This window comes from Jatrophihabitans sp., assembly GCF_036000465.1.
In the GTDB taxonomy this organism is placed as follows: Bacteria; Actinomycetota; Actinomycetes; order Mycobacteriales; family Jatrophihabitantaceae; genus Jatrophihabitans.
Genome location: NZ_DASYFV010000013.1, coordinates 190,071 through 215,349 on the forward strand (window position 1 = coordinate 190,071; position 25,279 = coordinate 215,349).

Annotated in this window: 20 protein-coding genes; 5 read left to right on the plus strand and 15 right to left on the minus strand. The window is 71.3% G+C overall.

Annotation, left to right across the window (positions count from 1 at the left end):
- Positions 1–60: 60 nt before the first annotated feature.
- From VGN18_RS05310 to VGN18_RS05320, 3 genes are read left to right on the plus strand one after another with little or no spacing between them, the layout of a single operon-like run.
- A complete protein-coding gene (locus tag VGN18_RS05310) occupies positions 61–1,077 on the plus strand; it encodes an LLM class flavin-dependent oxidoreductase (RefSeq protein ID WP_327538609.1) in 1,017 nt (338 codons plus the stop codon).
- A gap of 36 nt (positions 1,078–1,113) precedes the next feature.
- A complete protein-coding gene (gene glpK, locus VGN18_RS05315) occupies positions 1,114–2,613 on the plus strand; it encodes a glycerol kinase GlpK (protein ID WP_327538610.1) in 1,500 nt (499 codons plus the stop codon).
- A gap of 1 nt (position 2,614) precedes the next feature.
- Positions 2,615–3,838, plus strand: coding sequence for a glycoside hydrolase family 3 N-terminal domain-containing protein (locus VGN18_RS05320; RefSeq protein ID WP_327538611.1), 1,224 nt, complete (start codon positions 2,615–2,617; stop codon positions 3,836–3,838).
- 1 nt (position 3,839) lies between these two features.
- On the opposite strand, the gene VGN18_RS05325 is transcribed toward VGN18_RS05320, so the two are convergent.
- The 9 genes from VGN18_RS05325 to VGN18_RS05365 all read right to left on the minus strand — a co-directional run bounded on the left by VGN18_RS05325 (position 3,840) and on the right by VGN18_RS05365 (position 14,831).
- Positions 3,840–4,916, minus strand: a complete 1,077-nt coding sequence (locus VGN18_RS05325) for an adenosine deaminase (protein ID WP_327538612.1) — start codon at positions 4,914–4,916, stop codon at positions 3,840–3,842.
- Between the two features lie 152 nt (positions 4,917–5,068).
- Positions 5,069–6,337 (minus strand): thymidine phosphorylase, encoded by a 1,269-nt coding sequence (locus VGN18_RS05330; protein WP_327538613.1) that lies wholly within the window; start codon positions 6,335–6,337, stop codon positions 5,069–5,071.
- Positions 6,338–6,356: 19 nt separating this feature from the next.
- Positions 6,357–6,749 (minus strand): cytidine deaminase, encoded by a 393-nt coding sequence (locus VGN18_RS05335; protein WP_327538614.1) that lies wholly within the window; start codon positions 6,747–6,749, stop codon positions 6,357–6,359.
- A 2-nt stretch (positions 6,750–6,751) separates the two neighbouring features.
- Positions 6,752–8,080, minus strand: a complete 1,329-nt coding sequence (locus VGN18_RS05340) for an ABC transporter permease (RefSeq protein WP_327538615.1) — start codon at positions 8,078–8,080, stop codon at positions 6,752–6,754.
- On the minus strand, positions 8,077–9,351 hold the full coding sequence (locus tag VGN18_RS05345) for an ABC transporter permease (RefSeq protein ID WP_327538616.1): 1,275 nt from the start codon (positions 9,349–9,351) through the stop codon (positions 8,077–8,079). Before VGN18_RS05345 ends, VGN18_RS05340 begins: the two co-directional genes overlap by 4 nt.
- Positions 9,348–10,916, minus strand: a complete 1,569-nt coding sequence (locus VGN18_RS05350) for an ABC transporter ATP-binding protein (protein ID WP_327538617.1) — start codon at positions 10,914–10,916, stop codon at positions 9,348–9,350. Before VGN18_RS05350 ends, VGN18_RS05345 begins: the two co-directional genes overlap by 4 nt.
- 73 nt (positions 10,917–10,989) lie before the next feature.
- On the minus strand, positions 10,990–12,138 hold the full coding sequence (locus VGN18_RS05355; RefSeq protein ID WP_327538618.1) for a BMP family ABC transporter substrate-binding protein: 1,149 nt from the start codon (positions 12,136–12,138) through the stop codon (positions 10,990–10,992).
- 138 nt (positions 12,139–12,276) lie between these two features.
- The gene (locus VGN18_RS05360; protein WP_327538619.1) at positions 12,277–14,457 is read right to left on the minus strand and encodes a putative bifunctional diguanylate cyclase/phosphodiesterase; all 2,181 of its coding nucleotides are present in this window, start codon (positions 14,455–14,457) and stop codon (positions 12,277–12,279) included.
- A 149-nt stretch (positions 14,458–14,606) separates the two neighbouring features.
- A complete protein-coding gene (locus VGN18_RS05365; RefSeq protein ID WP_327538620.1) occupies positions 14,607–14,831 on the minus strand; it encodes an SCO4848 family membrane protein in 225 nt (74 codons plus the stop codon).
- Positions 14,832–14,910: 79 nt separating this feature from the next.
- On the opposite strand from VGN18_RS05365, the gene VGN18_RS05370 reads away from it, so the two are divergent.
- Positions 14,911–16,131 carry a hypothetical protein gene (locus VGN18_RS05370; protein WP_327538621.1) on the plus strand — a complete coding sequence of 407 codons (1,221 nt, stop codon included), beginning with the start codon at positions 14,911–14,913 and terminating at the stop codon, positions 16,129–16,131.
- A 38-nt stretch (positions 16,132–16,169) separates the two neighbouring features.
- Here VGN18_RS05370 and VGN18_RS05375 read toward each other — a convergent pair whose 3' ends face one another.
- The 6 genes from VGN18_RS05375 to VGN18_RS05400 all read right to left on the minus strand — a co-directional run bounded on the left by VGN18_RS05375 (position 16,170) and on the right by VGN18_RS05400 (position 23,434).
- Positions 16,170–17,240 carry a YhjD/YihY/BrkB family envelope integrity protein gene (locus tag VGN18_RS05375; RefSeq protein WP_327538622.1) on the minus strand — a complete coding sequence of 357 codons (1,071 nt, stop codon included), beginning with the start codon at positions 17,238–17,240 and terminating at the stop codon, positions 16,170–16,172.
- Entirely contained in the window at positions 17,237–17,779 is a 543-nt protein-coding gene (locus VGN18_RS05380; RefSeq protein WP_327538623.1) for a 2'-5' RNA ligase family protein, read from the minus strand. The genes VGN18_RS05375 and VGN18_RS05380 overlap by 4 nt, the downstream gene beginning before the upstream one ends.
- Complete coding sequence (gene trpS, locus VGN18_RS05385) at positions 17,776–18,801, minus strand: tryptophan--tRNA ligase (protein WP_327538624.1); 1,026 nt, start codon at positions 18,799–18,801, stop codon at positions 17,776–17,778. Before trpS ends, VGN18_RS05380 begins: the two co-directional genes overlap by 4 nt.
- 50 nt (positions 18,802–18,851) lie before the next feature.
- Entirely contained in the window at positions 18,852–20,180 is a 1,329-nt protein-coding gene (locus VGN18_RS05390; protein ID WP_327538625.1) for a hemolysin family protein, read from the minus strand.
- Between the two features lie 31 nt (positions 20,181–20,211).
- Positions 20,212–21,024 carry an alpha/beta fold hydrolase gene (locus VGN18_RS05395; protein WP_327538686.1) on the minus strand — a complete coding sequence of 271 codons (813 nt, stop codon included), beginning with the start codon at positions 21,022–21,024 and terminating at the stop codon, positions 20,212–20,214.
- Between the two features lie 232 nt (positions 21,025–21,256).
- Complete coding sequence (locus VGN18_RS05400) at positions 21,257–23,434, minus strand: NADP-dependent isocitrate dehydrogenase (RefSeq protein ID WP_327538626.1); 2,178 nt, start codon at positions 23,432–23,434, stop codon at positions 21,257–21,259.
- Between the two features lie 132 nt (positions 23,435–23,566).
- Between VGN18_RS05400 and VGN18_RS05405 the strand changes: the two genes are divergently transcribed.
- Positions 23,567–25,255 (plus strand): DUF885 domain-containing protein, encoded by a 1,689-nt coding sequence (locus VGN18_RS05405; protein WP_327538627.1) that lies wholly within the window; start codon positions 23,567–23,569, stop codon positions 25,253–25,255.
- Positions 25,256–25,279 lie beyond the last annotated feature (24 nt).

Genomic DNA, 25,279 nt, shown 5'->3' on the forward strand with positions numbered 1-25,279 from the left:
GTGACGGCGTTGTCGGAGAACGTGGAGTCCCGAGAAATCGATGTCCTGAACCCCGTACCCGTGTCCGTCCTCGATCTGGCGCCGGTCGGTGAGGGCGCGACGACCACCGAGGCCGTCCGGCACACCATCGATCTCGCCCGCGCCGCGGACGAGCTGGGCTTCACCCGGTTCTGGGTCGCCGAGCACCACAACATGCCCGGCATCGCCAGTTCGGCACCGGCCGTGCTGATCGGCGCGATCGCCGCCGCCACCGAGCGGATCCGGGTCGGCTCGGGTGGCGTGATGCTGCCGAACCACGCACCACTCGCGGTGGCCGAGCAGTTCGGCACGCTCGCCGCGCTGCACCCCGGCCGCATCGACCTCGGCCTCGGTCGGGCGCCGGGCAGCGACCAGCTCACCGCCGCGGCGCTGCGCCGCAGTACGGGGCCGCAGGGGGCCGACGACTTCCCCGACCAGCTCGGCGAACTCGCCTGCTTCCTCTCCGACGACTTCCCGCCCGGGCACCCGTTCGCTCGCATCGTCGCGGTGCCGGCGGGCGAGCTGCAGCCGCCGCTGTGGCTGCTCGGCTCGTCGCTGTACAGCGCCGAGCTGGCCGGGCTGCTCGGCCTGCCGTTCGCGTTCGCCCACCACTTCAGCAGTGCGCACACGCTGCCCGCACTCGCCCGCTACCGCGACTCGTTCCGCGAGGGCGGCCTGCTGACCAAGCCCTACGCGATGGTGACCGTGCAGGCGGTCTGCGCGCCGACCGACGCCGAGGCCGACCGGCTCGCCCTGCCGGCCGCGCTGTCGTTCCTGCGGCTGCGGCAGGGGAAGCCGGGCCGCCTTTCCACCCCGGAGCAGGCCGCCGACTACCCGTGGAGCCGGGGCGAGCAGGAGTTCGTGCTGCAGCGCCGCGACGGGCAGGCGATCGGCTCTCCCGAAACCGTGCGGGCCTCGCTCGCGCGCCTGCTCGCGCAGACCGAGGCCGACGAACTCATGGTCACGACCCAGGTCTACGACCTGGCCGACCGCGTCCGCTCGCTCGAACTCGTGCGCGGGCTGTGGGACGAACTCCCGCTGGGACTTCAGCAGGGCTGATCGACCAGACGGGATCGACCTGGCAGGGTCGACCCCGTGGCTGACACTCCGAGCGTTGTCGCGGCGATCGACCAGGGTACGACGTCGACCCGCTGCATCATCTTCGACCACGACGCGCGGATCGTGGCCGTCGAGCAGATGGAGCATCGCCAGGGCCTGCCGCGGCGCGGCTGGGTAGAGCACGACGCCACCGAGATCTGGTCGAACACGCGCACCGTCATGGGCGCGGCGCTGGCCCAGGCCGAGCTGACCGCCGGCGACGTCGCGGCCATCGGCATCACCAACCAGCGCGAAACGACCGTCGTGTGGGACCGGAGGACCGGCGAACCGGTCGGCCCGGCCATCGTCTGGCAGGACACCCGCACCCAGCAGATCTGCGACGACCTCGCCGGGGACGAAGGGGCCGACCGCTTCCGTGATCGCGTCGGGCTCCCGCTCGCCACCTACTTCGCCGGGCCGAAGGCGCGCTGGCTGCTCGACAACGTCGAGGGGGCGCGCTCCCGGGCCGAGAGCGGCGAGCTCGCGTTCGGCACCATCGACAGCTGGCTGCTGTGGAACCTGACCGACGGCCACGTGCACGTGACCGACCCGACCAACGCGTCGCGCACGATGCTGATGGATCTCGACACCCTCGACTGGATTCCCGAGATCGCCGACGAGGTGGGCGTGCCGACGGCGATGCTGCCCGAGATCCGCTCGTCCTCCGAGGAGTACGGCACCGTGCGGGCGCGCGGTCCGCTCGCCGGCGTGCCGATCGCCGGCATCCTCGGCGACCAGCAGGCCGCCACGTTCGGGCAGGCCTGCCTCGAGGTCGGCGAGGCGAAGAACACCTACGGCACCGGCAACTTCCTGCTGCTGAACACCGGCACGTCGAAGGTGCTCAGCGAGAACGGCCTGCTGACCACCGTCTGCTACGCGCTGGCCGGGCAGGAGCCGGTGTACGCGCTGGAGGGGTCGATCGCGGTCACCGGGTCGCTGGTGCAGTGGCTGCGCGACAACCTCGGTCTCATCAAGGACGCCGCCGAGGTCGAGGCGCTGGCCCGCACGGTCGAGGACAACGGCGGCGCCTACTTCGTCCCGGCGTTCTCCGGGCTGTTCGCCCCCCATTGGCGCCCGGACGCCCGCGGCGCGGTCGTCGGGCTCACCCGCTTCGTCAACCGGGGCCACATCGCCCGGGCCGCGCTCGAGGCCACCGCGTTCCAGACCCGTGAGGTCGTCGAGGCGATGAACGCGGACTCCGGGGTCGCGTTGACCTCACTCAAGGTCGACGGCGGCATGGTCGTCAACGAGCTGCTGATGCAGTTCCAGGCCGACATCCTGGACGTCCCCGTCGTGCGGCCGGTCGTCGCCGAGACGACCGCGCTCGGCGCCGCCTACGCCGCCGGGCTCGCCGTCGGGTTCTGGTCCTCGACCGACGAGATCCGGGCGAACTGGTCGGCCGACAAGGAGTGGCGACCGGCGATGGACGACGACGTGAGGGGTGCCCTGTACGCCGACTGGCAGAAGGCCGTCACCAAGACCTTCGACTGGGCCTGACATGCGCCGCCTCCCCGTTGTCGCCGGAGCACTGCTGCTGCTCGCCGCCTGCTCGTCGACGTCCGGCCACGGGTCGGTCGTGCCGGGCTCGTCGTCGGCCCGATCGACCCCTCGCTCGACGCGCCCGGTCCCGACGTCGTCGTCGAAGACCCGTCCGACGACGAGCCCGGCCCGGACCTCGTCCCCACCGGCGCCGGCGACCGCCGAGGGCGTGCTGGCCGGCATGAGCCTGCGCGAGCGGGTCGGGCAACTGCTCATGGTCGACTGCCCGACCACGAGCGTCCCGGACGCCACGGTCGTCGCCATCCGGCAGTCGCACGTCGGCTCGGTGATCCTCGACGGCACGAGCACGGCGGGGATGGGCTCGACGCAGGACGTGACCGGGCGGCTGCGCGCGCTGGCGCCGCGCGGCGTCGGGCTGTTCATCGCCACCGACCAGGAGGGTGGGCTGGTTCAACGACTGCAGGGACCGGGCTTCACCCGCATCGTGAGCGCGGTCGAGCAGGGCGGCATCGCCCCCGCCACGCTGCAGGAGTTCGCGCTGTCGTGGGCCCAGCAGCTGCGTCAGGCCGGCGTCAACGTCAACCTCGCGCCGGTGCTCGACACCGTCCCGGCCGGATTCGGGTCGAACCCGCCGATCGGCGACCTCGACCGGCAGTACGGCAGCACGCCCGCAGCCGTCACCGCGCACGGGATGGCCGTCGTGCGCGGCATGACGGCGGCCGGCATCGACGTCACGGTCAAGCACTTCCCCGGCCTCGGCCGCACCCGCGGCAACACCGACCTCTCCAGCGGCGTGACCGACTACGTGACGACGCGTGACGACCCGTACCTCGCGCCGTTCCGCGCCGCGATCGCAGCTCACGTGCCGTTCGTGATGATGTCGACGGCGATCTACGCCCGCCTCGACCCCGGCACCCCGGCCGCGTTCTCACCGACGATCGTCACCGGCCTGCTGCGCCACCAGCTCGGCTTCGGCGGCCTCGTCATCAGCGACGACCTCGGCAACGCCGCCCAGGTGCGCGGGCTGTCCGTCGGCCGGCGCGCGGTGCAGTTCGTCGCGGCCGGCGGCGACGTCGTCCTCACCGTCGACGCCACCCAGGCCGCGACGATGACCGGCGCGCTCGTGGCCCGGGCGCAGAGCGACCCGACGTTCCGGCAGCAGGTGGACGCCGCGGCGCTGCTGGTGCTGCAGGCCAAGCAGGCCCGCGGCCTGCTCGGCTGAGCTACGCGTTCAGCGCGGCGTAGCCCGGCTTGATGCGGGTGTTGATGATCGCGAGGCGCTCGTCGAAGCCGATGAACGCGCTCTTCATCGCGTTGATGGTGAACCACTGCAGGTCCGACCACTGGTAGTTGAACGCCTCGGCCAGCAGCGTCATCTCGCGCGACATCGAGGTGCCGCTCATCAGCCGGTTGTCGGTGTTGACGGTGACCCGGAACTGCAGGCGGCGGAGCAGGCCGATGGGGTGCTCGGCGATCGACGTCGCGGCGCCGGTCTGCACGTTGGACGACGGGCACATCTCGAGCGGCATGCGCTTGTCGCGGACGTACTGGGCGAGCCGGCCGAGGCGGCCGCCGGCGGTGATGTCGTCGACGATGCGCACGCCGTGACCGAGCCGGTCGGTGCCGCACCACTGGATCGCCTCCCAGATGGACGGCAGCCCGAACGCCTCGCCGGCGTGGATGGTGAAGTGGAAGTTCTCGCGGCGCAGGTACTCGAAGGCGTCGAGGTGGCGGGACGGCGGGAAGCCGGCCTCGGCGCCGGCGATGTCGAAGCCGACCACGCCGTCGTCGCGGTACTTCACCGCCAGTTCGGCGATCTCGCGCGAGCGGGCCGCGTGCCGCATGGCGGTGGCGATCGCGCCGACCCGGATCGAGTTGCCGGCGGCCGCGGCCACCGACTCGCCCTCGCGGAAGCCGGACAACACGGCCTCGACGACCTGGTCGAGCGTCAGCCCGCCCTCGGTGTGCTGCTCGGGCGCCCACCGCACCTCGGCGTAGACGACGCCGTCGGCCGCGAGGTCCTCGACGCACTCGCGCGCGACCCGCGACAACCCACCGGCGGTCTGCATCACCGCGACCGTGTGCGCGAAGGTCTCGAGGTAGCGCTCGAGCGAACCCGAGTCGGCGGCCTCCTGGAACCACGCGCCCAGCTCGGCCGCGTCGGTCGACGGCAGCGCGTCGTAGCCGATCTGGCGGGCGAGATCGATGATCGTCGCCGGCCGCAGCCCACCGTCGAGGTGGTCGTGGAGCAGGACCTTCGGGGCCCTCTTGATGGATTCGGCGTCGAGCGGAGTGGGCATGGTGCCCACCGTAGCGACCCCGACGGACGTCATCGGTCCGGGCCGGTTGAGTGGCGAGTTCTTCGCTGAGTGGCGAGGAATTACCCGCCACTCAGCTCACGTTGTCGCCACTCAGCGAGGGGGGGTCAGGCGAGGGGTTCAGGCGAGGGGGGTCAGGCGAGGCGGTCGATGACCAGCTCGGTCGGCTCGTGCTCCGCGCCGATGTCGTAGCCACCCTCGAGCGCCTCGAGGGCACGCCCGAAGCGAGCGGGATCGTCGGCGTGCAGCTCGAGCAGCGGCTGACCCTGCACGACCGGGTCGCCGGGCTTGGCCCGCATCACCACACCCGCGCCGGCCGAGACCGGGTCCTCCTTGCGGGCGCGGCCGGCACCGAGACGCCAGGCGGCGACCCCGACGGCCAGCGCGTCCAGCCGCGTCAGCGTGCCCGATGCGGGAGCGCTGACGACGTGCGTCTCGCGGGCGGTCGGCAGCTCGGCCGCCGGGTCGCCGCCCTGGGCCACGATCATCGCGTTCCACACGTCCATCGCGCGGCCGTCGCGCAGCGCGTCGGCCGGATCGATCCCGGTGCGCCCGGCGCCGGCGAGCATCTCGCGGGCGAGGGCGAGGGTCAGCTCGACGACGTCGGCCGGACCGCCGCCGGCGAGCACCTCGAGGGACTCCCGCACCTCGAGCGCGTTGCCGGCGGTCAGGCCCAGCGGGGTCGACATGTCGGTCAGCAGGGCCACCGTGCGTACCCCGTGCGCCGTGCCGAGCGAGACCATGGTCTCGGCGAGCTCGCGGGCCTGCTCGACCGACTTCATGAACGCGCCGGTGCCGACCTTGACGTCGAGGACGAGCACACCCGCCCCCTCCGCGATCTTCTTGCTCATGATCGAGGAGGCGATGAGCGGGATCGCCTCGACCGTGCCGGTGACGTCGCGCAGGGCATACAGCTTGCGGTCGGCCGGGGCCAGGCCGTCGCCGGCGGCGCACACGACGGCGCCGACGGAGTTGAGCTGGGCGACGAAGTCGGCGTTGGACACGCGGGCGCGCCAGCCCGGGATCGACTCGAGCTTGTCGAGCGTGCCGCCGGTGTGCCCGAGCCCGCGGCCGGACAGCTGCGGCACCGCCACCCCGCAGGCCGCCACGAGCGGGGCCAGCGGCAGCGTGATCTTGTCGCCGACACCGCCGGTGGAGTGCTTGTCCGCCGTCGGCCGGGTGATCGCCGTGAGGTCCAGCCGCTCACCGGAGGCGATCATGGCGGCTGTCCAGCGCGCGATCTCGGCCGGCGTCATGCCGTTGAGCAGGATCGCCATCGCCAGCGCCGACATCTGCTCGTCGGCCACCACGCCGCGCGTGTAGGCGTCGATCACCCAGTCGATCTGCGCGTCGCTCAGCGTGCCGTGATCACGCTTGGTCCGGATGACATCGACGGCATCCATCGCCTCGCTCATCGACGCGTCACCCAAGGTCCTCCCGCCCGAAGGCGAGCGGCAGGACCTCGGTCATCGGCTTGGGCCCCTCGACGGTGTCGACCAGCAGGTCGGGGCCGCCGTGCTCCCACAGCAGCTGCCGGCACCGGCCGCACGGCATGAGCAGCTCGCCGCGGAAGTCGACGCACGCGAAGGCGACGAGGCTGCCGCCGCCGGTCGCGTGCAGCGACGAGACGAGCCCGCACTCGGCGCACAGCCCGAGGCCGTACGAGGCGTTCTCGACGTTGCAGCCCGACACGATGCGGCCGTCGTCGACGAGCGCGGCCGCCCCCACCGGGAACTGCGAGTACGGCGCGTACGCCCGGCCCATGGCCTCCAGCGCGGCGCGACGCAGCGCCGGCCAGTCGATCGCGTTCGACATGGTCATCCCTTCGTGTACGGCTGGCCGTCGGCCGCGGGGGCCTGCACGCGGCCGACCAGCCCGGCCACGGCGATCACGGTCGCCACATACGGAAGCATGCTCAAGAACGCCGACGGGATGGCCACCGGGGTGCCCACGATGCCGAGCGTGATCTGCAACTGGTCGGTGAACCCGAACAGCACCGCGGCGGCCACGGCGCCGCGCGGGCTCCAGCGTCCGAAGATGACCGCGGCCAGCGCGATGAAGCCCTTGCCCGAACTGATGTTGCCGTTGAACTGCCCCGAGCCGCCGATGGTGAGGGCGGCACCGGCCAGTCCGGCGATCAGACCGCCGATGAGCACGTTGCGGTACCGCGTGCGCGTGACGTTGATGCCGACGGTGTCGGCGGCCTTCGGGTGCTCGCCCACGGCCCGCGTGCGCAGGCCCCAGCGGGTGCGGAACAGCCCGACGTCGACGAGCACGACCAGCCCGTAGGTCATGTAGACGATGATGTTGACGTTGAACAGGGCCTGGCCGACGATCGGCAGGTCGCCGAGCAGCGGGATCTTGATCGGTGTGAGGGTGTCGCCGGCGTTGTAGTTCGCCGAATTCGACTCGCCGGCCATGATCGAGTGGTAGCCGAGGTTCGTCAGGCCGAGGGCGAAGGTGTTGAGCACGACGCCTAGCACGACCTGGTTGACCAGGTACCGGATCGCGAACGTCGCGAGCAGCAGGCCGATGAGCGCGCCGCCGACCATCGCCGCCAGGATGCCGACGCCGAGGTTGTGCGCCGACGACGCGAACAGCGCCCCGGCGAACGCCCCGACCAGCATCTGCCCCTCGATGGCCACGTTGATGACGCCGGAGCGCTCGCACACGATGCCGGCCAGCGCCCCGAGCACGAACGGGATCGAGGCGGTGATCGAGTTCTGCACCAGGCCGGTGAGGCTGATCGGGCGGTCGGGCGACCCGGTGGCCGCCCAGCAGAGGAAGGCCAGCACGAACAGGCCGACGGTGACGCCCACGACCAGCGTCAGCTGCGACTTGGTGTAGCCCCGCGCGAGCTGACCGACGCCGAGCAGCACGACAATCACGCCGATGATCATCGCGGCGCCGCCCCCGGGGAAGCGGAGGTCGGCCACGTGCCAGCGGTCGCCGAACTGCGACACCTGGAAGGCCGCCTCGCCGTTGCGGGCGCCGAGGCCCCAGGCCAGGAAGATCACCAACCCGGCGACGACGATGCCGATCCCGGTGGCGACCCGCTTGCGGGTGGACGGGCGCACCTCGACGACGTCGGGGACGACGACGAGCGCGTCGTCGGTCGTCGGCGCGTCCGGGGTTGCCGTGCTCATCCGTTCCATCCCTTGGCCAGGGCACCGACGCCGGTGCCGCCCCGCGAGGCCCGCAGCCGGAACAGCCCGCGGATGAGCGCCGGCGCGGCGATGAACAGCACCATGACGGGGGCGATGACCGACACGACGTCGGGCGGGGTGTCGGTCTGCGCGCCCATGACGACCCCACCGGCGCGGAAGGCACCGAACAGGATGCCGGCCAGCACCGTGCCGTAGGCCGACCCGCGGCCGAGCAGGGCGACGGTGATCGCGTCGAAGCCGAAGCCGGCATCGACGTCCTGGGTGAGGACGCCCCGCGTGCCCAGGACCTGCGAGCACCCCACGAGGCCGGCGAGCGCGCCCGAGATGACCATCGCGGTGATGATGCCGCGCCCAACGCTCATGCCCGCGGTGCGTGCGGCCGCGGCGTTGGCGCCGATGGCCTTGAGGCTGAAGCCGAGGGTCGAGCGGGTGAGCAGCCACCACGCACCGACGGCGGCGAGCAGGGCCAGCACCAGCCCGAAGTGGGTGCTCTCGAACAGGTGTGGCAGGCGGGCCGTCGAATCGATCGGGCTCGTCGTGGCCTCGGTCGAGTTGGGCGCCTGGAAGCCGTTGACGGTGAGCAGGTAGCCCAGCAGGTAGTACGCGACGTAGTTCAGCATGATCGTCGTGATGACCTCGTGCGCCCCGGTGCGGGCCTTGAGGACGCCGACGAGGCCACCCCACACGGCCCCGCCGAGGATGCCGGCGACGAGGGCCACGATCAGGTGGATGCCGCTGGGCAGGTGCCACGCGAAGCCGACGTAGCCGGCGCAGATCGCACCCATGATGAGCTGACCCTGCACGCCGATGTTGAACAGGCCGGTGCGGAACGCGACGGTGACCGCGAGCCCGCCCAGGATGAGCGGCCCGGCGTTGAGCAGCGTGTTCGAGATGGGGCCGAATACGGCCACGCCACCGTTGGAGTACAGCGAGTTCGTGTCGAAAACGGCGCCGCGGAACAGCGCGCTGTAGCCCGCCGAGATGGCCCGCCACGCCGAACTGAACGTGTCGCCCGGCGAGTCGGTGAAGTAGCCGAGGGCGGTGCGGGTCTTCTGGTCGGCCAGGGCGATCAGCACCGCCCCGACGACGAGCGCGCAGAAGAACGCCAACACGGTGACGACGACCTGGTTGCCGTACAGGTAGCCGTCGAGGGCACGGCGCAGCAGCCCCGGTCGCGGGGCGGCGGAGGTGTCCTTCGGCGGTTCCGGCGGCCCTTCGGGGGCCGGGTTCTTGTCGAGTGCGACGGTCATGACGTGCTACCCACCTCGTTGTCGCCGACGACCGCGACCGACAGCGGCGCCGCGGCCCGGGCTTCTTCGATCGTCGATCCCGCCATCAGCATGCCGATCTGCTCGACCGGGGTGCCGGGCGGCACCTCGCCGGCGATCCGGCCGCGGAACATGACCGCGATGCGGTCGGCGAGACCCATGACCTCGTCCAGCTCGGTCGACACCACGACGACCGCCGTGCCCTCGTCGCGCTCGCGGATGATCCGCTTGTGCACGAACTCCATCGAACCGACGTCGAGACCGCGGGTCGGCTGGGCGACGACCAGCAGCTTGAGCGGGCGGGACAGTTCGCGGGCCAGCACGACCTTCTGCTGGTTGCCGCCGGACAGCGTGTTGGCCGGCGCCGCATAGGTGCGGGGGCGGACGTCGAACTCCTCGACCCGGTGCTGGGCGTTGCGCTCGATCTCGTCGAGGTCGAGGCGGCCGAGGCGTCCGAACGGGGCGTGGTCGTGCCGGTCGAGCACCAGGTTCTCGGCCACCGAGAACGACCCGACGAGGCCGTCGTGGATGCGGTCCTCGGGCACGTAGCCGACGCCGAGGTCGAGCACGTCGTTGGTGGTCATCGTGGTCACGCGGCGACCGTCGATCGTGATGTCGCCGGCACTCGGGAGTGTGAGCCCGACGAGCGCCTCGGTGATCTCGGTCTGCCCGTTGCCCTGCACGCCGGCGATCGCGTAGACCTCGCCGGCGCGCACGTCGAAGGACACCGAATCGACGAGCACCACGCCCTGCTCGTTGATCACCGAGAGGTCCTTGACCGAGAGGACGACGTCGCCCGGGGTCGCGGGTTCCTTGTCGACGACCAGCTGGACCGGACGCCCCACCATGAGCGCCGCCAGCTCGTTCGACGTGGCGCTCGGATCGGCGATGCCGACGACCGCGCCGCGCCGGATGACGGTGATGCGGTCGCAGATCTCGCGCACCTCGTGCAGCTTGTGACTGATGAAGACGATCGAGGTGCCGGCGTCGCGCAGCGCGCGCATCACCGTGATCAGTTCCTCGGTCTCCTGCGGCGTGAGCACCGCGGTCGGCTCGTCGAGCACGAGCAGCTTGGCGTCGCGGCTGAGCGCCTTGATGATCTCGACGCGCTGCTGCACGCCGACCGGCAGGTCGCCGACCAGCGCGTCCGGCGGCACCTCGAGGTTGTACTTGCGCGAGATCTCGGCGACGGCGCGGCGCGCCCGGCGCCGGGCCAGGAAGCCGAGGCCCGCGGTCTGCTCATTGCCGAGCATGACGTTCTCGGTGACGGTGAAGACCGGGATGAGCATGAAGTGCTGGTGCACCATGCCGATGCCGGCCTTCATGGCGTCGCCCGGGCCGCCGAAGCGCACCGGGACGTCGTCGACGAGGATCTCGCCCTCGTCCGGGTGGTACAGCCCGTAGAGCACGTTCATCAGCGTCGACTTGCCGGCCCCGTTCTCACCGAGCAGCCCGTGGATCTCACCGGGCTCGATGACGAGGTCGACGGCGTCGTTGGCCGTCAACGAGCCGAAGCGTTTGGTGATCGCCCTGAGCTCGAGTTTCACAGCTGTGTCTGCCCCTTTCGACGCGACGGCGAGTGGGGCCGGATCGGCCCCACTCGCCCGCGCGTGCCGTCAGCTACTTGGGCTGACTCGGCGAGGTGATCTTGATCTTGCCGCTGATGATGTCCTGCTTCACGGTGTCCAGCTGGCTCTTCAGGCTGGCCGGCACCTTGGCGTCGAAGTCGTGGAACGGCGCGAGGCCGGTCCCGTTGTTCGACAGGTTACCGATGTAGGAGCCGGTCGGGAACGTGCCCGTCGCCGCCGCCTCGACGTACTTCTGCACCGAGTCGGCGAGGTTCTTGGTGACGCTGGTGAGGAAGTACTTGCAGTACTGGGCGACCGAGACGCAGCCGTCGGTGTCGACCCAGATCGCGTTCGCCTTGCCGCCGGAGGCCTGCGCGGCCGTGGCCGCACCGACGCCCGCGCCGCCGGCCACCGGGAAGATGATGTCGGCGCCTTGCTGGATGAACGTCTGGCTGATCTGCTTGCCCTTGTTCTGGTCGGTGAAGGACTGCGAGAAGGTGCCCTTCTTCGGCGACTTCTCGTCCCAGCCCAGGACCTGGACCTTCTTCTTGTTCTGGGCGTTGTAGTACTGCACGCCCTCCCAGAAGCCGTCCATGTAGATCGTCACCGGCGGGATGTTGAGACCGCCCCACGTGGCGACCGAGCCGGTCTTGGTCATGCCGGCGGCGAGATAGCCACCGAGGAACGCGCCCTGCGCGGTGTTGAACTGCAGGCCGTAGACGTTCGGGCCCGACGACCCGGCGTCGACCTCGGCGTAGTGCGACTTCGGGTTCGCCTTGGCCACCTTGGTGACGTTGTCGAACATCAGGCCACCGACGGCGACGATCGCCTGGCAGCCCTTCTGGGTCTCGGCCGTCAGGTTCGGGGTGTAGTCGTTGCCCGAGTTGGACGGCACGTAGGAGATCTTGATCTTCGGATTCGCCTGCGCGGCGGCCTGCAGGCCGGCGTAGGACGACTGGTTGAAGGACTTGTCATCGACACCACCGGTGTCGAGCACCATGCAGGCGTTGAGCGCGCCACCGGCGGCTGCGCTCGATGAGGTCGTCGCGGGTGCGGACGCCGACGAGGTCGCCGACGTGCCGCCGGCCGATGTCGAGGAGCCGCCGCTCTTGGCCTTGCTGCCACAGGCAGCCATGCTCAGCGCGGTCGCGGCACACGCGGCCACGACCACTCCAGTACGAATTACGCGCAAGGCGATCATCCCTTCGATTCTCGGCAAGCTGCCGCCACTCGGATTCTGCGGGACACCGTATGCCAGCCGGGTGACGGGCAGAACCCCTGCCCGGGGATCATCGCGCGTCTTGACCTGATCGTTGCCGAAGGGAGGTGTGGTAACGGATCAGGCGCTGGACGCGTCCTGCTCGAGCGGGACGGGCCGCGCCTTCGTGCTGCCGCGGTGCAGTCGGACCGCGTGCCGGTCGGCCGGGAGACCGCCCGCCAGGTCGGACGACGCCGGTTCGGCGACGGGGGTCCCGGCCGCCTCGTAGGCCAGCCCGCTGGCCCGCAGCCGGCTGACCGCCTGGTGCTCGCGCAGCCACTGGGTCGCCGGCTCGGCCGACATGGGCGTGGCCACGTGCCAGCCCTGCACGCCGTCGCAGCCGAGCGCCGTGACCAGGCTCTGCTCCTCGGCTGTCTCGACGCCCTCGGCGATGGCCGGGATGTCGAGGGCGTGGGCGAGGTCGACGAGCGCGCGGACGATACCGACGGCCCGCCGCCCGTCGCTCAGCCGCGACACGAAGGCGCGGTCGATCTTGATCTCGTCGACCGGCAGCGAGCTCAGCCGCTGCAGGGAGGAGTACTCGGTGCCGAAGTCGTCGAGGCTGATGGTGACGCCCATGGCCCGCAGCTTCTGCAGGGTCTCCTTGGCGTCCTCGAGGTCGTGCGTGATGATCCGCTCGGTGATCTCGAGCTTGAGCATCGCCGCCGGCAGGTCGAGCTCGCGCAGGCTGGTCTCGATGAGGTCGCTGAGCCGGTCGCCGGCCAGGTCGGTCGGCGCGATGTTCACCGCGACGGGGACGTGCAGCCCGGCGTCGCGCCAGCGCGCCATCTGGGTCAGGGCCAGGCCGATGACCCGCTCGGTGAGCAGCGGCATGATGCCCGAGCCCTCGGCGAGCGGGATGAACGCGTCCGGCGGGATGTGGCCGCGCACCGGGTGCTTCCAGCGCAGCAGCGCCTCGACGCCCATGAGCGCGCCCGTCTCGGGGCTGACCTTGGGCTGGTAGTGCAGCTCGAGCACGTCGTCGTCGAGCGCCTGGCGCAGCTCGCTCAGCAGGCCGAGCCGGTCGGTCGAGTTCATGTCCCGCTCGGGCGAGTAGATCTCGATGCCGGTGCGAGCCTCCTTGGCCACGTACATGGCGACGTCGGCGCGCTGCAGCAGCACCGTGCCGTCCAGCCCGTGGTCGGGGCTCATGGCGATGCCGACGGACAGGTCGATGTCGAGCGACAGCCCGTCGAGCACGATCGGGTCGAGGACCGTCTCGCGGATGCGTTCGGCGACCGAGCGCACCTCGTCCTCGTCGGCGTCGAACACGAGGACGGCGAACTCGTCGCCGCCGAGGCGGGCGACGTGGTCGAGGGGTCGGACGCCCTGCTGCAGGCGCTCGGCGAAGCGGACGAGCAGCGCGTCGCCGATCTGGTGGCCGAGGGTGTCGTTGACCCGCTTGAAGTCGTCGAGGTCGATGAGCATCAGCCCGAAGGACGCCGAGCCGCGGGTCGAGCGCTCGAAGGCCGAGTCGAGCTCGAACTGGAAGGTGGCCCGGTTGGGCAGGCCGGTGAGGACGTCGTGCCCGGCCGCGTGCTCGCGGGCCAGCGACATCTGCGCCGTCACGTAGAGCAGCAGGAGCGGGATCAGCAGCAGCGGCAGCAGCGACCAGGTGGTCTGCGCGACGACGACGAGCAGCGGCGACAGCGCCATCACGGCGAAGGTCATCGCCGTCACGTGCCAGAAGTCGTCGACGACCATGCTGCGGAACGTCCCCATCCAGGACACGACACCGGCAACGAGCAGCAGGTTGATGACGTAGTAGGCGACCCACGTGCCGACGACCCAGGTCATGTCAGCGAGGGCGAACTGGGTCATCGGGTGGGCCAGCGTCGGCACCCGGTCGGCAAAGGAGAGGATCACGAGGAAGCCGGCGCCGACCGACAGCGCGTACTGCGCCGGGTTGAAGACGGTCTTCCACCACGCCTTCTTGGCCCGCAGATCGGCGGCCAGCGAGGCGATGCCCACCAGCAGCACCGCCGGCCAGATGCCCCACATGATGACGAGGGCGCAGGTGAACGCGGTCGACATGACCACGCCCTGCGGGTCGTGGCCGCGGCCCTGGATGAGGGGCAGGAGTTCGAGCAGCACGAGCAGGACGGCGGTCATCACCAGCGGCGCGACCATCTCCACGCCCGGCGTGGTGACGACCTCGACGACGCCGACGAGCAGCAGGGCCCAGCCGGCGATCACCGTGCCGAACCACACCAGACTGGACAAGCTCAGTCGGCGCAACGAGAACTCGTTCTGCGTGATCACAAATGTCCCCTCTGACACGGTTCGCTGTTCAATCGGACGCGCAGCCGTGGACCTGAGGGAATCCGGTGATCATTTCGCCGGGCCGACGGAGATTCTCTCGTCGACGCGGCCGGGTTTCAGGGGTCGCCGTGAGGTATCGAGGTGCGACCTCAGCGCGACTCGCGTCGGAGCGCTCGCACTCCGAGGGCGCCGATGGCGGTGCCCAGGACGAGCGACACGATGACCAGCACGAGGTGCACGCCGAAGAAGGCGGTCATGCCGTGATGCCACGAGCGCTTGTCGGCCCAGATGTTCTTCAAGAACTTCGGCCAGATGATCCAGGACCAGACACCGAACGCGATCAGGAACCAGGAGACGCGCTTCGAAACGACCACGGCTCCAGTATCCGACGGCCTCATCACAGTCCGGCATGTCGGGTGGGCGTGAAGTGACGCCGCACCTATCCTCGTCCGAATGCGAGCGAAGCGGACGACGGCGGCCCTGGCCACGCTCCTGACCTGCCTCGCGCCGTCCGCGCTGATCGGCACCGCCTCGGCCACCCCGACCCACATCGTCCCGCCGCCCGCGCCGACCCCGACCGACAGCGGCAACTCCCCCGCCGCGCCCGATCCCCACCCGCCGCGCGGCGGCATCGGGCCGCACGGGGAAGCCGTCGGCGGCGCGCGGCTGCTGTCGCGCCGCGACGTGCTACCGCCCCACGCGCCCGCCCTGCCCGACGACCTCACCGCCAAGTCCTTCGTCGTCGCGAACCTCGACACCGGCGCGGTCATCGCCGCCCGCGACGCGCACGGCCGCTACCAGCCGGCCAGCATCCAGAAGCTGCTGACGACCGTCACGCTGCTGCCGCTCCTGCCCGGGACGAAGCGCGTCACCGTCAGCCGGTCGGCGGCCGAGACCGAGGGCTCGCACGCCGGCCTCGTGCCGGGCGGCAACTACACGATCGACCAGATCTTCCGCGGCCTGCTGCTCGTGTCGGGCAACGACTGCGCCGAGGCCCTCGCCCAGGCCGCCGGCGGCCGCGCCCGCACCGTCGCCCTGATGAATCGCACCGCGACGAACCTCGGCGCCTACGACACCCTCGTGCAGACGCCCTCCGGCCTGGACGGCTGGAGCCAGCTCACCAGCGCCTACGACATGATGCTGGTGCTGCGCGCCGCGCTCGCCCAGCCCCGGTTCATCGCCTACGACCGCGTCGCCCACACCTACCTGCCGGCGCAGAAAGCCGGCGACGTCGCGCCGGTGCCGCTGTGGAACCAGAACGAGCAGTTCCTGACGCAGGTCCGGGGCGCGCTCGTCGCGAAGACCGGATACACCGACGCCGCCCAGCACACCTTCGTCGGGGCGATCGAGCGCGGCGGCCACCGCTACGGCGTCGTACTGATGCGGGCCCAGCGCTGGCCCGACGACCAGTGGGTGCAGGCCACCAAGCTGGTGAAGTGGGCCGCCGCGCTCCCGACCGGCACCGCCCCGGTCGGCCGGCTCGTGACGCCGGCCGGGCCCCCCGCCCCCAGGCCGAGCTCGAGCGCGGCCAGGGCGCGGGTGCACGCCGATGTCGCCGCCCGGAAGCTGACCCGCGACACCGGCGGCGTGCCGACCGTGCTCGTGATCGTGCTCGTCGTCGCGCTGCTCGGCGGCGCCACCGCGTTCACCGCCCGCCACCTGCGCGCCCAGTGAGCCCGGGCCGACAGCTCTGGCCCGCGACGCCGTAGCCGTCAGTCGGGTTCGGGACGCGGACGGGTCACGGCCCACGCCGCGGCCGCACCGGCGAGCGCACCGACCCCGACGAGCGTCACACCGACCGCCGCCGGGCTCACCGCGGGCAGCGGCCGCGGTTCCTCGGCCGGCTCGCCCTCCAACGCCTCGATCGGCCCGATGCTCGCAGCGGCACCCTGCGCCTCCGCGGCAACGGTCGCCGTCCACGCGCAGGCGAAGAGCAGGAACCGGGCCACGAGCTGGATCCAGATCAGGACGGCGAGGATGCCGGCGAACGGGCCGGCCGTGGGCGAATTGGCGGTGTGCGCGATCGTGTACGTGCCGACGACCTTCAGCACCTCGAACCCGACGGCGGCGAGCAGAGCGCCCTTCCACGCCACTCGCTCCGGCGGGTGGGCGTCGGACAGTTTGATCAGCACCCACCAGAAGATCAGCATGTCGCCGGCGATCGCCAGACCGATGCCGAGCACCTTGAGCACCAGGCCGACCCCGAAGACGTGATCGAGTCCGGCCGCGCGCAGGATCTGCTCGGTCAGCGCGGTGCCGGCGACGGTCAGCCCGAGCGACACGACCAGCCCGAGCCCGAGTCCGGCGAGCACGAGCAGGTTCGCGACGCGGGCACCGATGAAGCTGCGCTGCCGTTCCGGCCGCCCCCACACGGCGTCCACGGCGGCGCGCAGGTTCGCGATCCACCCCAGACCGCTGAGCAGCACCCCCACGAACCCGACTATGCCGACCCCGGCTCGCTTGTCGATCGCGGTCTGCAGGGCATCGCGCAGCGTCGACCCGAAGGACCCCGGCACCTTGGCCGAGACCTGACGGAAGAAGTCCGCCTCCAGCGCCGGGTGCGAGTGCAGCACGAACCCGGTGACCGAGACGGCGAGCAGCAGCAGCGGGAACAGCGCCAGGAAGCTGAAGTACGTGATCGCGGCGGCGTACTGGCTGCCGTTGTTGCGCTGCATGTGCGCCCAGGCGCCGACGACGTGCCGCAGCCACGCATGCCGCCGCTTCGCCGCGGCCCACCGATCAGCGGCTCGCGTGCGCAGTGTCTGAACCCGGCCCTCGGTCACGCAGTAGGTGTACCCGCTCCGCCGAGCGGGAATCGGGTGCCCGGGGTCCAGCGTCCGTCCGCGTCGCGGGAGAAGAGCTGGAAGCTGTCGACGGCGAAGCGGGCCACGAAGCCCGACAGCCCGTCGTAGGCCTCGTCGAGCGCGGCCGCGTCGATGTCCTGGGCCACCGTGACGTGCGGGTGGTACGGGAAGTCGAGGACGCGGTCGAGCGGCCCGCGGCGGATGGCCGACTCGAGCTGCTCGCACTGCGACACCCCGGTCGCGATCTGGATGAACACCACCGGCGAGGTCGGACGGAAGGTGCCGGTGCCGGCCAGGTGCATGACGAACGGCTCGCTCGCCGCGGCCGCCGCGGCGAGGTGCTTCTCGACGAGGTCGAGCGAGTCGGCCGGCACGGGCGTGGGCGGCAGCAGCGTCACGTGCGGCCAGACGAGATCGGCCACCGGGTCACCGACCTGCTTGCGCCACTTCGACAGCACGGTCGCGTGCGGAGGCGGGATCGCGACGGCGACCCCGACCATCACGTCGTCGCTGCTCATGCCGTCGCGGCCGGCGGCACGAACCCGACCTTCGCGAAGACGGTCTCCACGGTCTGCTGCGCGACCGGACGGGCGCGCTCGGCACCGCGCGCGAGGACGCGATCGAGCTCGGCGGGGTCGTCGAGCACCTCGTTCACCCGCTTGCCGAACGGCTCGGCGAAGGCGACGACCGCGTCGGCCACGGCTACCTTCAGAGCGCCGTAGCCCTGACCGGACAGCCCGGCCTCGACCGCGGCCACCGACTGGTCGGTGACCGCCGCCAGGATGGCCAGCAGGTTCGACACCCCGGGCTTGTGCTCCGGGTCGTAGCGGATCTCGGTCTCGGTGTCGGTGACCGCGCGCTTGATCTTCTTGGCCGTCACCGCCGGGTCGTCGAGCAGGTCGATCGTGCCCGCCGGCGGCAGCGACTTGCTCATCTTCGACGTGGGGTCCTGCAGGTCGAGGATCTTGGCCGACTCCTTCGGGATGAAGGCGTCGGGCACGACGAAGGTGTCGCCGTAGCGGCTGTTGAAGCGCTGGGCGAGGTTGCGCGTCAACTCGATGTGCTGGCGCTGGTCGGCCCCGACCGGCACGTAGTTCGCCTGGTAGATCAGGATGTCGGCGGCCTGCAGGATCGGGTAGGTGAACAGCCCGACGCTGACGCGATCGGCGCCGCCGCGCGCCGACTTGTCCTTGAACTGGGTCATCCGGCCGGCCTCACCGAAGCCGGTCAGGCACTCGAGGATCCACGACAGCTGCGTGTGACCGGGCACGTGGCTCTGCAGGAAGATCGCGCTGCGCTCGGGATCGACGCCGGCCGCGATCAGCTGGGCCGCGGCCCGCCGGCTGCGGTCGGTCAGCACCGCGGGATCCGGCGTCTCGGCCGTCAGCGCGTGCAGGTCGGCGAGGAAGTAGAAGACCTCGTGCTCGTCCTGCAGCGCGACCCATTGCCGCAGCGCGCCGAGATAGTTGCCCAGGTGATAGGACGCCGAGGTGGGCTGGATTCCGGACAGCACTCGCTGCCGCTGCGCGGTTGGAGCCATGATTCGACGATTGTTCCACGCTGCGCCACCCCCCGACGGTGGGGTGCGGATCAGCCGGCGTGCGCCTCGTCGCGCGGCTCCGCGCCGTCGGTCTCCTCGGGCGGCGGCGTCAGCCGTACCCGGGCCACCCGGCGGCCCTCGATGCGCACGACCGTGATGCGGACGCCGTCGTGCTCGACGACGTCGCCCAGGCCGGGCATCCGCCCGAGTGCGGCCATCACGTAACCGCCGACGGTCGCGTACGGACCCTCCGGAAGTTCGACCCCGGAGATCTCGGCGATCTCGTCCAGATTCAGCTTGCCGTCGACCTCGACCTCGCCGCCGGAGAGCCGCCTCGCCTCCCCCGTGTCCTCGTCGTACTCGTCGCGGATGTCGCCGATGACCTCCTCGATGAGGTCCTCGAGGGTGACGATGCCGTCGGTGCCGCCGTACTCGTCGACGACGATGGCCATGTGGTGTCCCTCGCGGCGCATCTCCGACATCGCGGCCAGCACGTGCTTGCTGCCCGGCATCGCCTTCACCTCGCGAGCGACGCTGGCCACGGTGCGATCGCGGTCGTGGCGCAGCGCCGGCAGCATGAGGTCGCGGATGTGCACGAAGCCGAGCACGTCGTCGTGACCGCGCCCGACGACGGGGTAGCGCGAGTGCGGCGAGTCGCCGGCCACCCTGGCCGCCTTGTTGATCGTCATCGTCCCGTCGAGGAAGGTGACCTCGGTGCGCGGCACCATGACGTCGCCGATCGCCCGCTCACCGGCGGCGAAGACGTCGTCGATCATGGTGCGCTCGTCCTTCGACAGCGATTCGTGCGCGGCGACGAGGCCGCGCAGTTCCTCCTCGCTGATCGGCTGGCGCAGGGCGTCGGGGTCGCCGCCGAGGAGGCGGACGACCAGGTTCGTCGACTTCGACAGCAGCCAGATGATCGGGCGGAAGAAGCCGGCGATCCGGTTGAGCGGGCCGGCGAAGAAGCCGGCGGCCTGCTCGTTGCGCTCGAGCGCGAGCCGCTTCGGGGCGAGCTCGCCGAGCACGAGGGTGACGAAGGAGATGATTAGCGTGACGCCGATGATGCCGGTGGCGCCCGCCAGCCCCTCGCTCCAGCCGTGCGCGATGAGGTACTTCTTCGCGTCCGCGGAGAGCGTGACGGCACCGAAGGCGCTCGACAGCAGCGCGGTCGAGGTGACGCCGATCTGGACGGCGGCGAGGAAGCGGTTGGGATCGGCCACCAGCTTGGCGACGGCGGCCCCGCGACGCCCCATCTCGGCCAGCCCGCGCACCTGGCTCTCGCGCAGTGAGACGAGGGCGATCTCGGCCGCCACGAAGACGCCTTCGATGACGATCAGCAGCAGGACGATGCCGATGTTCAGCAGCGTGTCACCGGCCACGGGTGCCAGTCTACGGACGTCGGGGGGGCGGTCAGGCGGTGGCGGCGCGGGCGGTGCGCCGGACCGCGGGCGCGGTGGACGGCGCGGCCGTGATGGGGGCGACGGAGGCGGCCGGCTCGCTGCCGCGGAGCAGGATCTTGGCGACGAACTCGGGGGCGTCGGTCATCGGCACGTGGCCCACACCGCGCATCGTGATGTGCTCGCCGAACGGGAATGCCTGACGCGCCGCCTCGGCCTGCCAGGGCGGCAGCACGAGGTCGCGGGCGGCCCAGGCGATGGTGACCGGCACGTCGAGCGGGATCTCCATGTCGAACGGCTCGGCGGCGTCGAGCAGGGTACGCAGCGCGGGGCGGGCGTAACGGAACGCGCGGATGTCGCCTACGGCCTGGTCGGGCGTGACCCGGGCCGGGTGGGCGCACAGAAGGCCGTACATGAGCTTGCGGCCGCCGCGGGTGCGGGCCAGCAGCTCGACGCGGTCGCCGAGCCGCTCGCTCATCGTGGCGGCCCGCTGGAAGATCTGCTTGGTGTAGCGGAACTCGTGGCCGTTGCGCCAGAAGCCGGCCGGCGAGAGCGCGGTGACGCTGCGGGCGTCGCCCTCGGCCCCAGCGTACAGCGCGACGAGGCCGCCGAGCGAGTTGCCGGCCACGTGCGGGCGGTCGAGCTGCTGGTCGGTGAGGAACTGCTTGAACTGCTCGCGGAGCACCTGCTGCACCGGGCGCCCCTCGGTGACGAGCGGGGCCGACTGCCCGTGGCCGGGGAGGTCGACGAGGATGACCTCGCGCTGCTCGGCCAACTGGTCGAGCACCGGGTACCAGGCCTGCCGGCGGTGCGTGACGCCGTGCACGAGGACCAACGGGTCACCTGACCCGTGTCGTTCGTACGCGAGCATTCCGCCTCCGTCCCGGCGCTCGCAACTGCAAGCGACCAAAGTCCCGCCTCATGGCGGTCACCGGGACGTTACCCAGATGTCATGGTCTTACCTAGTGGCGCGGGTCACAATTTGACACCTTGTCACGGGAAAAACGAATCCGGCGTTCCAAGTGGCGGAACGCCGGATTCGCTGCTACGTAGGGGATTCAGCCGACGAGTGCCGTCAACGCCGCGTTGAGCGTCTTGCTCGGGCGCATCGCGGCGGCCGTCTTGGCGGCGTCCGGGTGGTAGTAGCCCCCGATGTCGACCGGAGCGCCCTGCACGCCGTTGAGCTCGGCCACGATGGTGTCCTCGTCGGCGGCGAGCGTCTCGGCCACCGTAGTGAACGCGGCGGCCAGCTCGGCATCCTCGGTCTGGGCGGCGAGCTCGCGGGCCCAGTACAGCGCCAGGTAGAAGTGGCTGCCCCGGTTGTCGAGCTCACCCGCGCGCCGCGAGGGCGACCTGTTCTCCTCGAGGAACGTGCCGGTCGCGCGGTCGAGCGTCTCGCCCAGGATCTTCGCCTTCGCGTTGCCGGACTTGTCGGCCAGCATCTCGAGCGACACCGCGAGCGCGAGGAACTCACCGAGGGAGTCCCAGCGCAGGTGGTTCTCCCTGACGAACTGCTGCACGTGCTTCGGAGCCGAGCCGCCGGCGCCGGTCTCGAACAGGCCGCCGCCGTTCATCAGCGGCACGATCGAGAGCATCTTGGCGCTGGTGCCGAGCTCGAGGATCGGGAAGAGGTCGGTCAGGTAGTCGCGCAGCACGTTGCCGGTCACCGAGATGGTGTCCTGCCCGGTGCGGGCGCGATCCAAGGTGAACCGGGTCGCGGCGGCGACGTCCATGATCTCGATCTGCAGACCGTCGGTGTCGAGCTTCTCGAGCGCGGGACGCACCTTCTTGAGCACCTCGGCGTCGTGCGCCCGCGTCTCGTCCAGCCAGAACACGGCCGGCATGCCGCTGGCCCGCGCGCGGTCGACGGCGAGCTCGACCCAGTTCTGGATCGGGGCGTCCTTCGTCTGGCACATGCGGAAGATGTCGCCGGCCTCGACGGCCTGCTCGAGCAGCGTCGTGCCGGATTCGTCGACGACGCGCACCGTGCCGGCCGCGGCGATCTCGAAGGTCTTGTCGTGCGAGCCGTACTCCTCGGCCTTCTGGGCCATGAGCCCGACGTTGGGCGTGGTGCCCATCGTCGCCGGGTCGAATGCGCCGTGCTCGCGGCAGTGGTCGACGGTCTCGGCGTAGAGCGCGGCGTAGGACGAGTCCGGAATGACGAACTTGGTGTCCTGCTGCTCGCCCGCGGCGTTCCACATCTGGCCCGACGTCCGGATCGCGGCCGGCATCGAGGCGTCGACGATGACATCGCTCGGCACGTGGAAGTTGGTGATGCCGCGGTCGGAGTCGACCATCGCGACGTCGGGCCCGGCCGCGATGGCGGCGTCGACCGCGTCCTTCGCCTCGGGGTGCGCGCTGAGCAGGCTGCCGAGGCCGTCGTTGGGGCTGACGTCGGCGTAGTCGTCGTACACGCGACCGACGACGGCGCGCACCGCGTGGCCGAAGATGATGGGGTCGGAGACCTTCATCATCGTCGCCTTGAGGTGGACGGAGAGCAGGACGCCCCGCTCCTTCGCGTCGGCGACCTGGGCGGCGAGGAACGCGTCGAGCGCGGCCTTGCGCATGACCGAGGCGTCGATGACCTCACCGGCGAGCAGCGCGGTCTTCTCCTTCAGCACGGTGACGTCGCCGTTCGCCGCGACGTGCTCGATGCGCACCGACCCGGCGGCGTCGACCGTCACCGACTTCTCGGTCGAGCGGAAGTCGCCGTCGTCCATCGTCGCGACGTGCGACTTCGAGTCCTGCGACCAGGCGCCCATCGAGTGCGGGTGCTTCTTGGCGTAGGCCTTCACCGAGGCCGGGGCGCGGCGGTCGGAGTTGCCCTCACGCAGCACCGGGTTGACCGCCGAGCCCATGACCTTGCCGTAGCGGGCGCGCGTCTCGCGCTCGTCGTCGGTGCTCGGGTTCTCGGGGTAGGCCGGCAGGTCGAAGCCCTGCTCGCGCAGCTCGGCAATGGCCGCCTTGAGCTGCGGCACCGAGGCGCTGACGTTCGGCAGCTTGATGATGTTGGCCTCGGGCGTCGTGGCCAACTCGCCGAGCTCGGCGAGGTCGTCGGAGATCCGCTGGTCGTCGCGGAGCCGGTCGGGGAACTGGGCCAGGATGCGGCCGGCGAGCGAGATGTCGCGCAGCTCCAGCTCGACGCCGGCCGGCGCGACGAACGCCTCGACGATCGGCAGCAGCGACTGAGTCGCGAGCGCCGGCGCCTCGTCGGTGTGCGTGTAGATGATCTTCATGCCACGTCCCTAGGGCTGGTCGGAGATGGTCCGGAGCGGTCAGGGCGACGCTAGCGGAGCGCCACCCCGACCATTTATCTTGACATCAAGATACCTTGCCGCGCGTCGGGGTGCATGCCTAGGGTGCTGGGAATGACCGCAGCCCGCACCCCGACCGACGTCGACCGGATAGCCGACACCCACGTCGATGTCATGGCCCGGCTCGACCCGATCCAGGCGACCCTCACCGGCATCGCCGGCCACGACGCCGAGCTGCCCGACTTCACCCCCGAATGGCGAGCCGCCGTGTCGGCCGAGCGGCGCCGCACGCTGACCGAACTGGCCGGCGCCGAGTGCGTCGATGCCACCGATCGCATCACCGTCGCGGCCCTGCGCGAGTCGCTCGAGGTGGCCGAGGAGTTGCGCGCGACCGGCGCCGAGGAGGCCGACCTCAACGTCATCGAGTCGCCGCTGCAGTCGATCCGCGACGTCTTCGACCTGACTCCGACGTTCACGGTCGAGCACTGGGCCACCATCGCCACCCGCCTCGCCGCGGTGCCGGCCGCGGTCGACGGCTACGTGGTGGCGTTGCGCCGAGCGGCCGCGAGCGGACAGGTGAGCGCGCGGCGCCAACTCGCCGCGGGCATCGTGCAGTGCGAGGACAACATCGGCCCGGACGGCTTCTTCGCGACCTTCGCGGCCGGCGCGGCGCCGGACGACGGCACCGACCTGCCGTCGTCCCTGCGGGCGGACCTGGCCCGGGGCGCCGCGGCCGCGAGCGCGGCCTACGCCCGCCTGCAGGCCTACCTGCGCGACGACCTCGCACCGCTGGCGCCCGCGCGCGACGCCGTCGGCCGCGAGGTCTACGCGCTGCACTCGCGGGCGTTCCTCGGCGCCCGGGTCGACCTCGCCGAGACCTACGAGTGGGGGCAGCAGGAACTCGCCCGCCTCGTCGGCGAGAGCGCCCGCACGGCCGAGCGCATCACGCCCGGCGCGAGCGTCGCCGAGGTCAAGGCGATGCTCGACGCCGACCCCGCCCGGATGCTCCGCGGCACCGCCGCCCTGCAGCAGTGGATGCAGACGATGTCCGACGCCGCCGTCGCGGCGCTGGCCGACACCCACTTCGACATCCCGGAGCCGATCCGCACCCTCGAGTGCCGCATCGCGCCGACGCACTCGGGCGGCATGTACTACACCGGCCCGAGCGAGGATCTCGTCACGCGGCCCGGCCGCATGTGGTGGTCGGTGCCGAAGGGCGTCACCGAGTTCGGCACGTGGCGCGAGCTGACCACCGTCTATCACGAGGGCGTGCCCGGTCATCACCTGCAGGTGGCGCAGACGGTCTCGCGCTCGGCCGAGCTCAACCGCTGGCGCCGGCTGTCGTCGTGGATCAGCGGGCATGGCGAGGGCTGGGCGCTGTACGCCGAGAACCTGATGGCCGAGCTCGGCTTCCTCGACGATCCGGCGGACTACCTCGGCATGCTCGACGGCCAGACCCTGCGGGCGGCCCGCGTCGTGCTCGACATCGGCGTGCACTGCGACTTCGAGGCACCGGCCGAGGTCGGTGGCGGCGCGTGGGATTACGACAAGGCGTGGCGGTTCTTCCGCAGCTACGTCTCGATGCCCGAGAAGAGCCAGCGCTTCGAGCTCGACCGCTATCTCGGCTGGCCCGGCCAGGCACCGTCCTACAAGATCGGCGAGCGGCTCTGGCTGCAGTTGCGCGAGGACGCGCGGGCCCACGCCGGCGACGACTTCGACCTCGCCGCGTTCCACCGCCGCGCGCTCGACCTCGGGTCGGTCGGCCTGGACGTGCTGCGTGACGCCGTCCTCGACAAGATCTGATCCGAGCGCGAACCGGGCGGCGCG

Bases quoted from the DNA above. Each gene is read 5' to 3' on its own strand.
- VGN18_RS05405 (WP_327538627.1), top strand. From the start codon at position 23,567: ATGACCGCAGCCCGCACCCCGACCGACGTCGACCGGATAGCCGACACC.
- VGN18_RS05320 (WP_327538611.1), top strand. From the start codon at position 2,615: ATGCGCCGCCTCCCCGTTGTCGCCGGAGCACTGCTGCTGCTCGCCGCC.
- VGN18_RS05355 (WP_327538618.1), bottom strand. From the start codon at position 12,138: ATGATCGCCTTGCGCGTAATTCGTACTGGAGTGGTCGTGGCCGCGTGT.
- VGN18_RS05380 (WP_327538623.1), bottom strand. From the start codon at position 17,779: ATGAGCAGCGACGACGTGATGGTCGGGGTCGCCGTCGCGATCCCGCCT.
- VGN18_RS05330 (WP_327538613.1), bottom strand. From the start codon at position 6,337: ATGGATGCCGTCGATGTCATCCGGACCAAGCGTGATCACGGCACGCTG.
- VGN18_RS05340 (WP_327538615.1), bottom strand. From the start codon at position 8,080: ATGAGCACGGCAACCCCGGACGCGCCGACGACCGACGACGCGCTCGTC.
- VGN18_RS05345 (WP_327538616.1), bottom strand. From the start codon at position 9,351: ATGACCGTCGCACTCGACAAGAACCCGGCCCCCGAAGGGCCGCCGGAA.
- VGN18_RS05400 (WP_327538626.1), bottom strand. From the start codon at position 23,434: ATGAAGATCATCTACACGCACACCGACGAGGCGCCGGCGCTCGCGACT.
- trpS (WP_327538624.1), bottom strand. From the start codon at position 18,801: ATGGCTCCAACCGCGCAGCGGCAGCGAGTGCTGTCCGGAATCCAGCCC.
- VGN18_RS05370 (WP_327538621.1), top strand. From the start codon at position 14,911: ATGCGAGCGAAGCGGACGACGGCGGCCCTGGCCACGCTCCTGACCTGC.
- VGN18_RS05325 (WP_327538612.1), bottom strand. From the start codon at position 4,916: ATGCCCACTCCGCTCGACGCCGAATCCATCAAGAGGGCCCCGAAGGTC.
- VGN18_RS05335 (WP_327538614.1), bottom strand. From the start codon at position 6,749: ATGTCGAACGCGATCGACTGGCCGGCGCTGCGTCGCGCCGCGCTGGAG.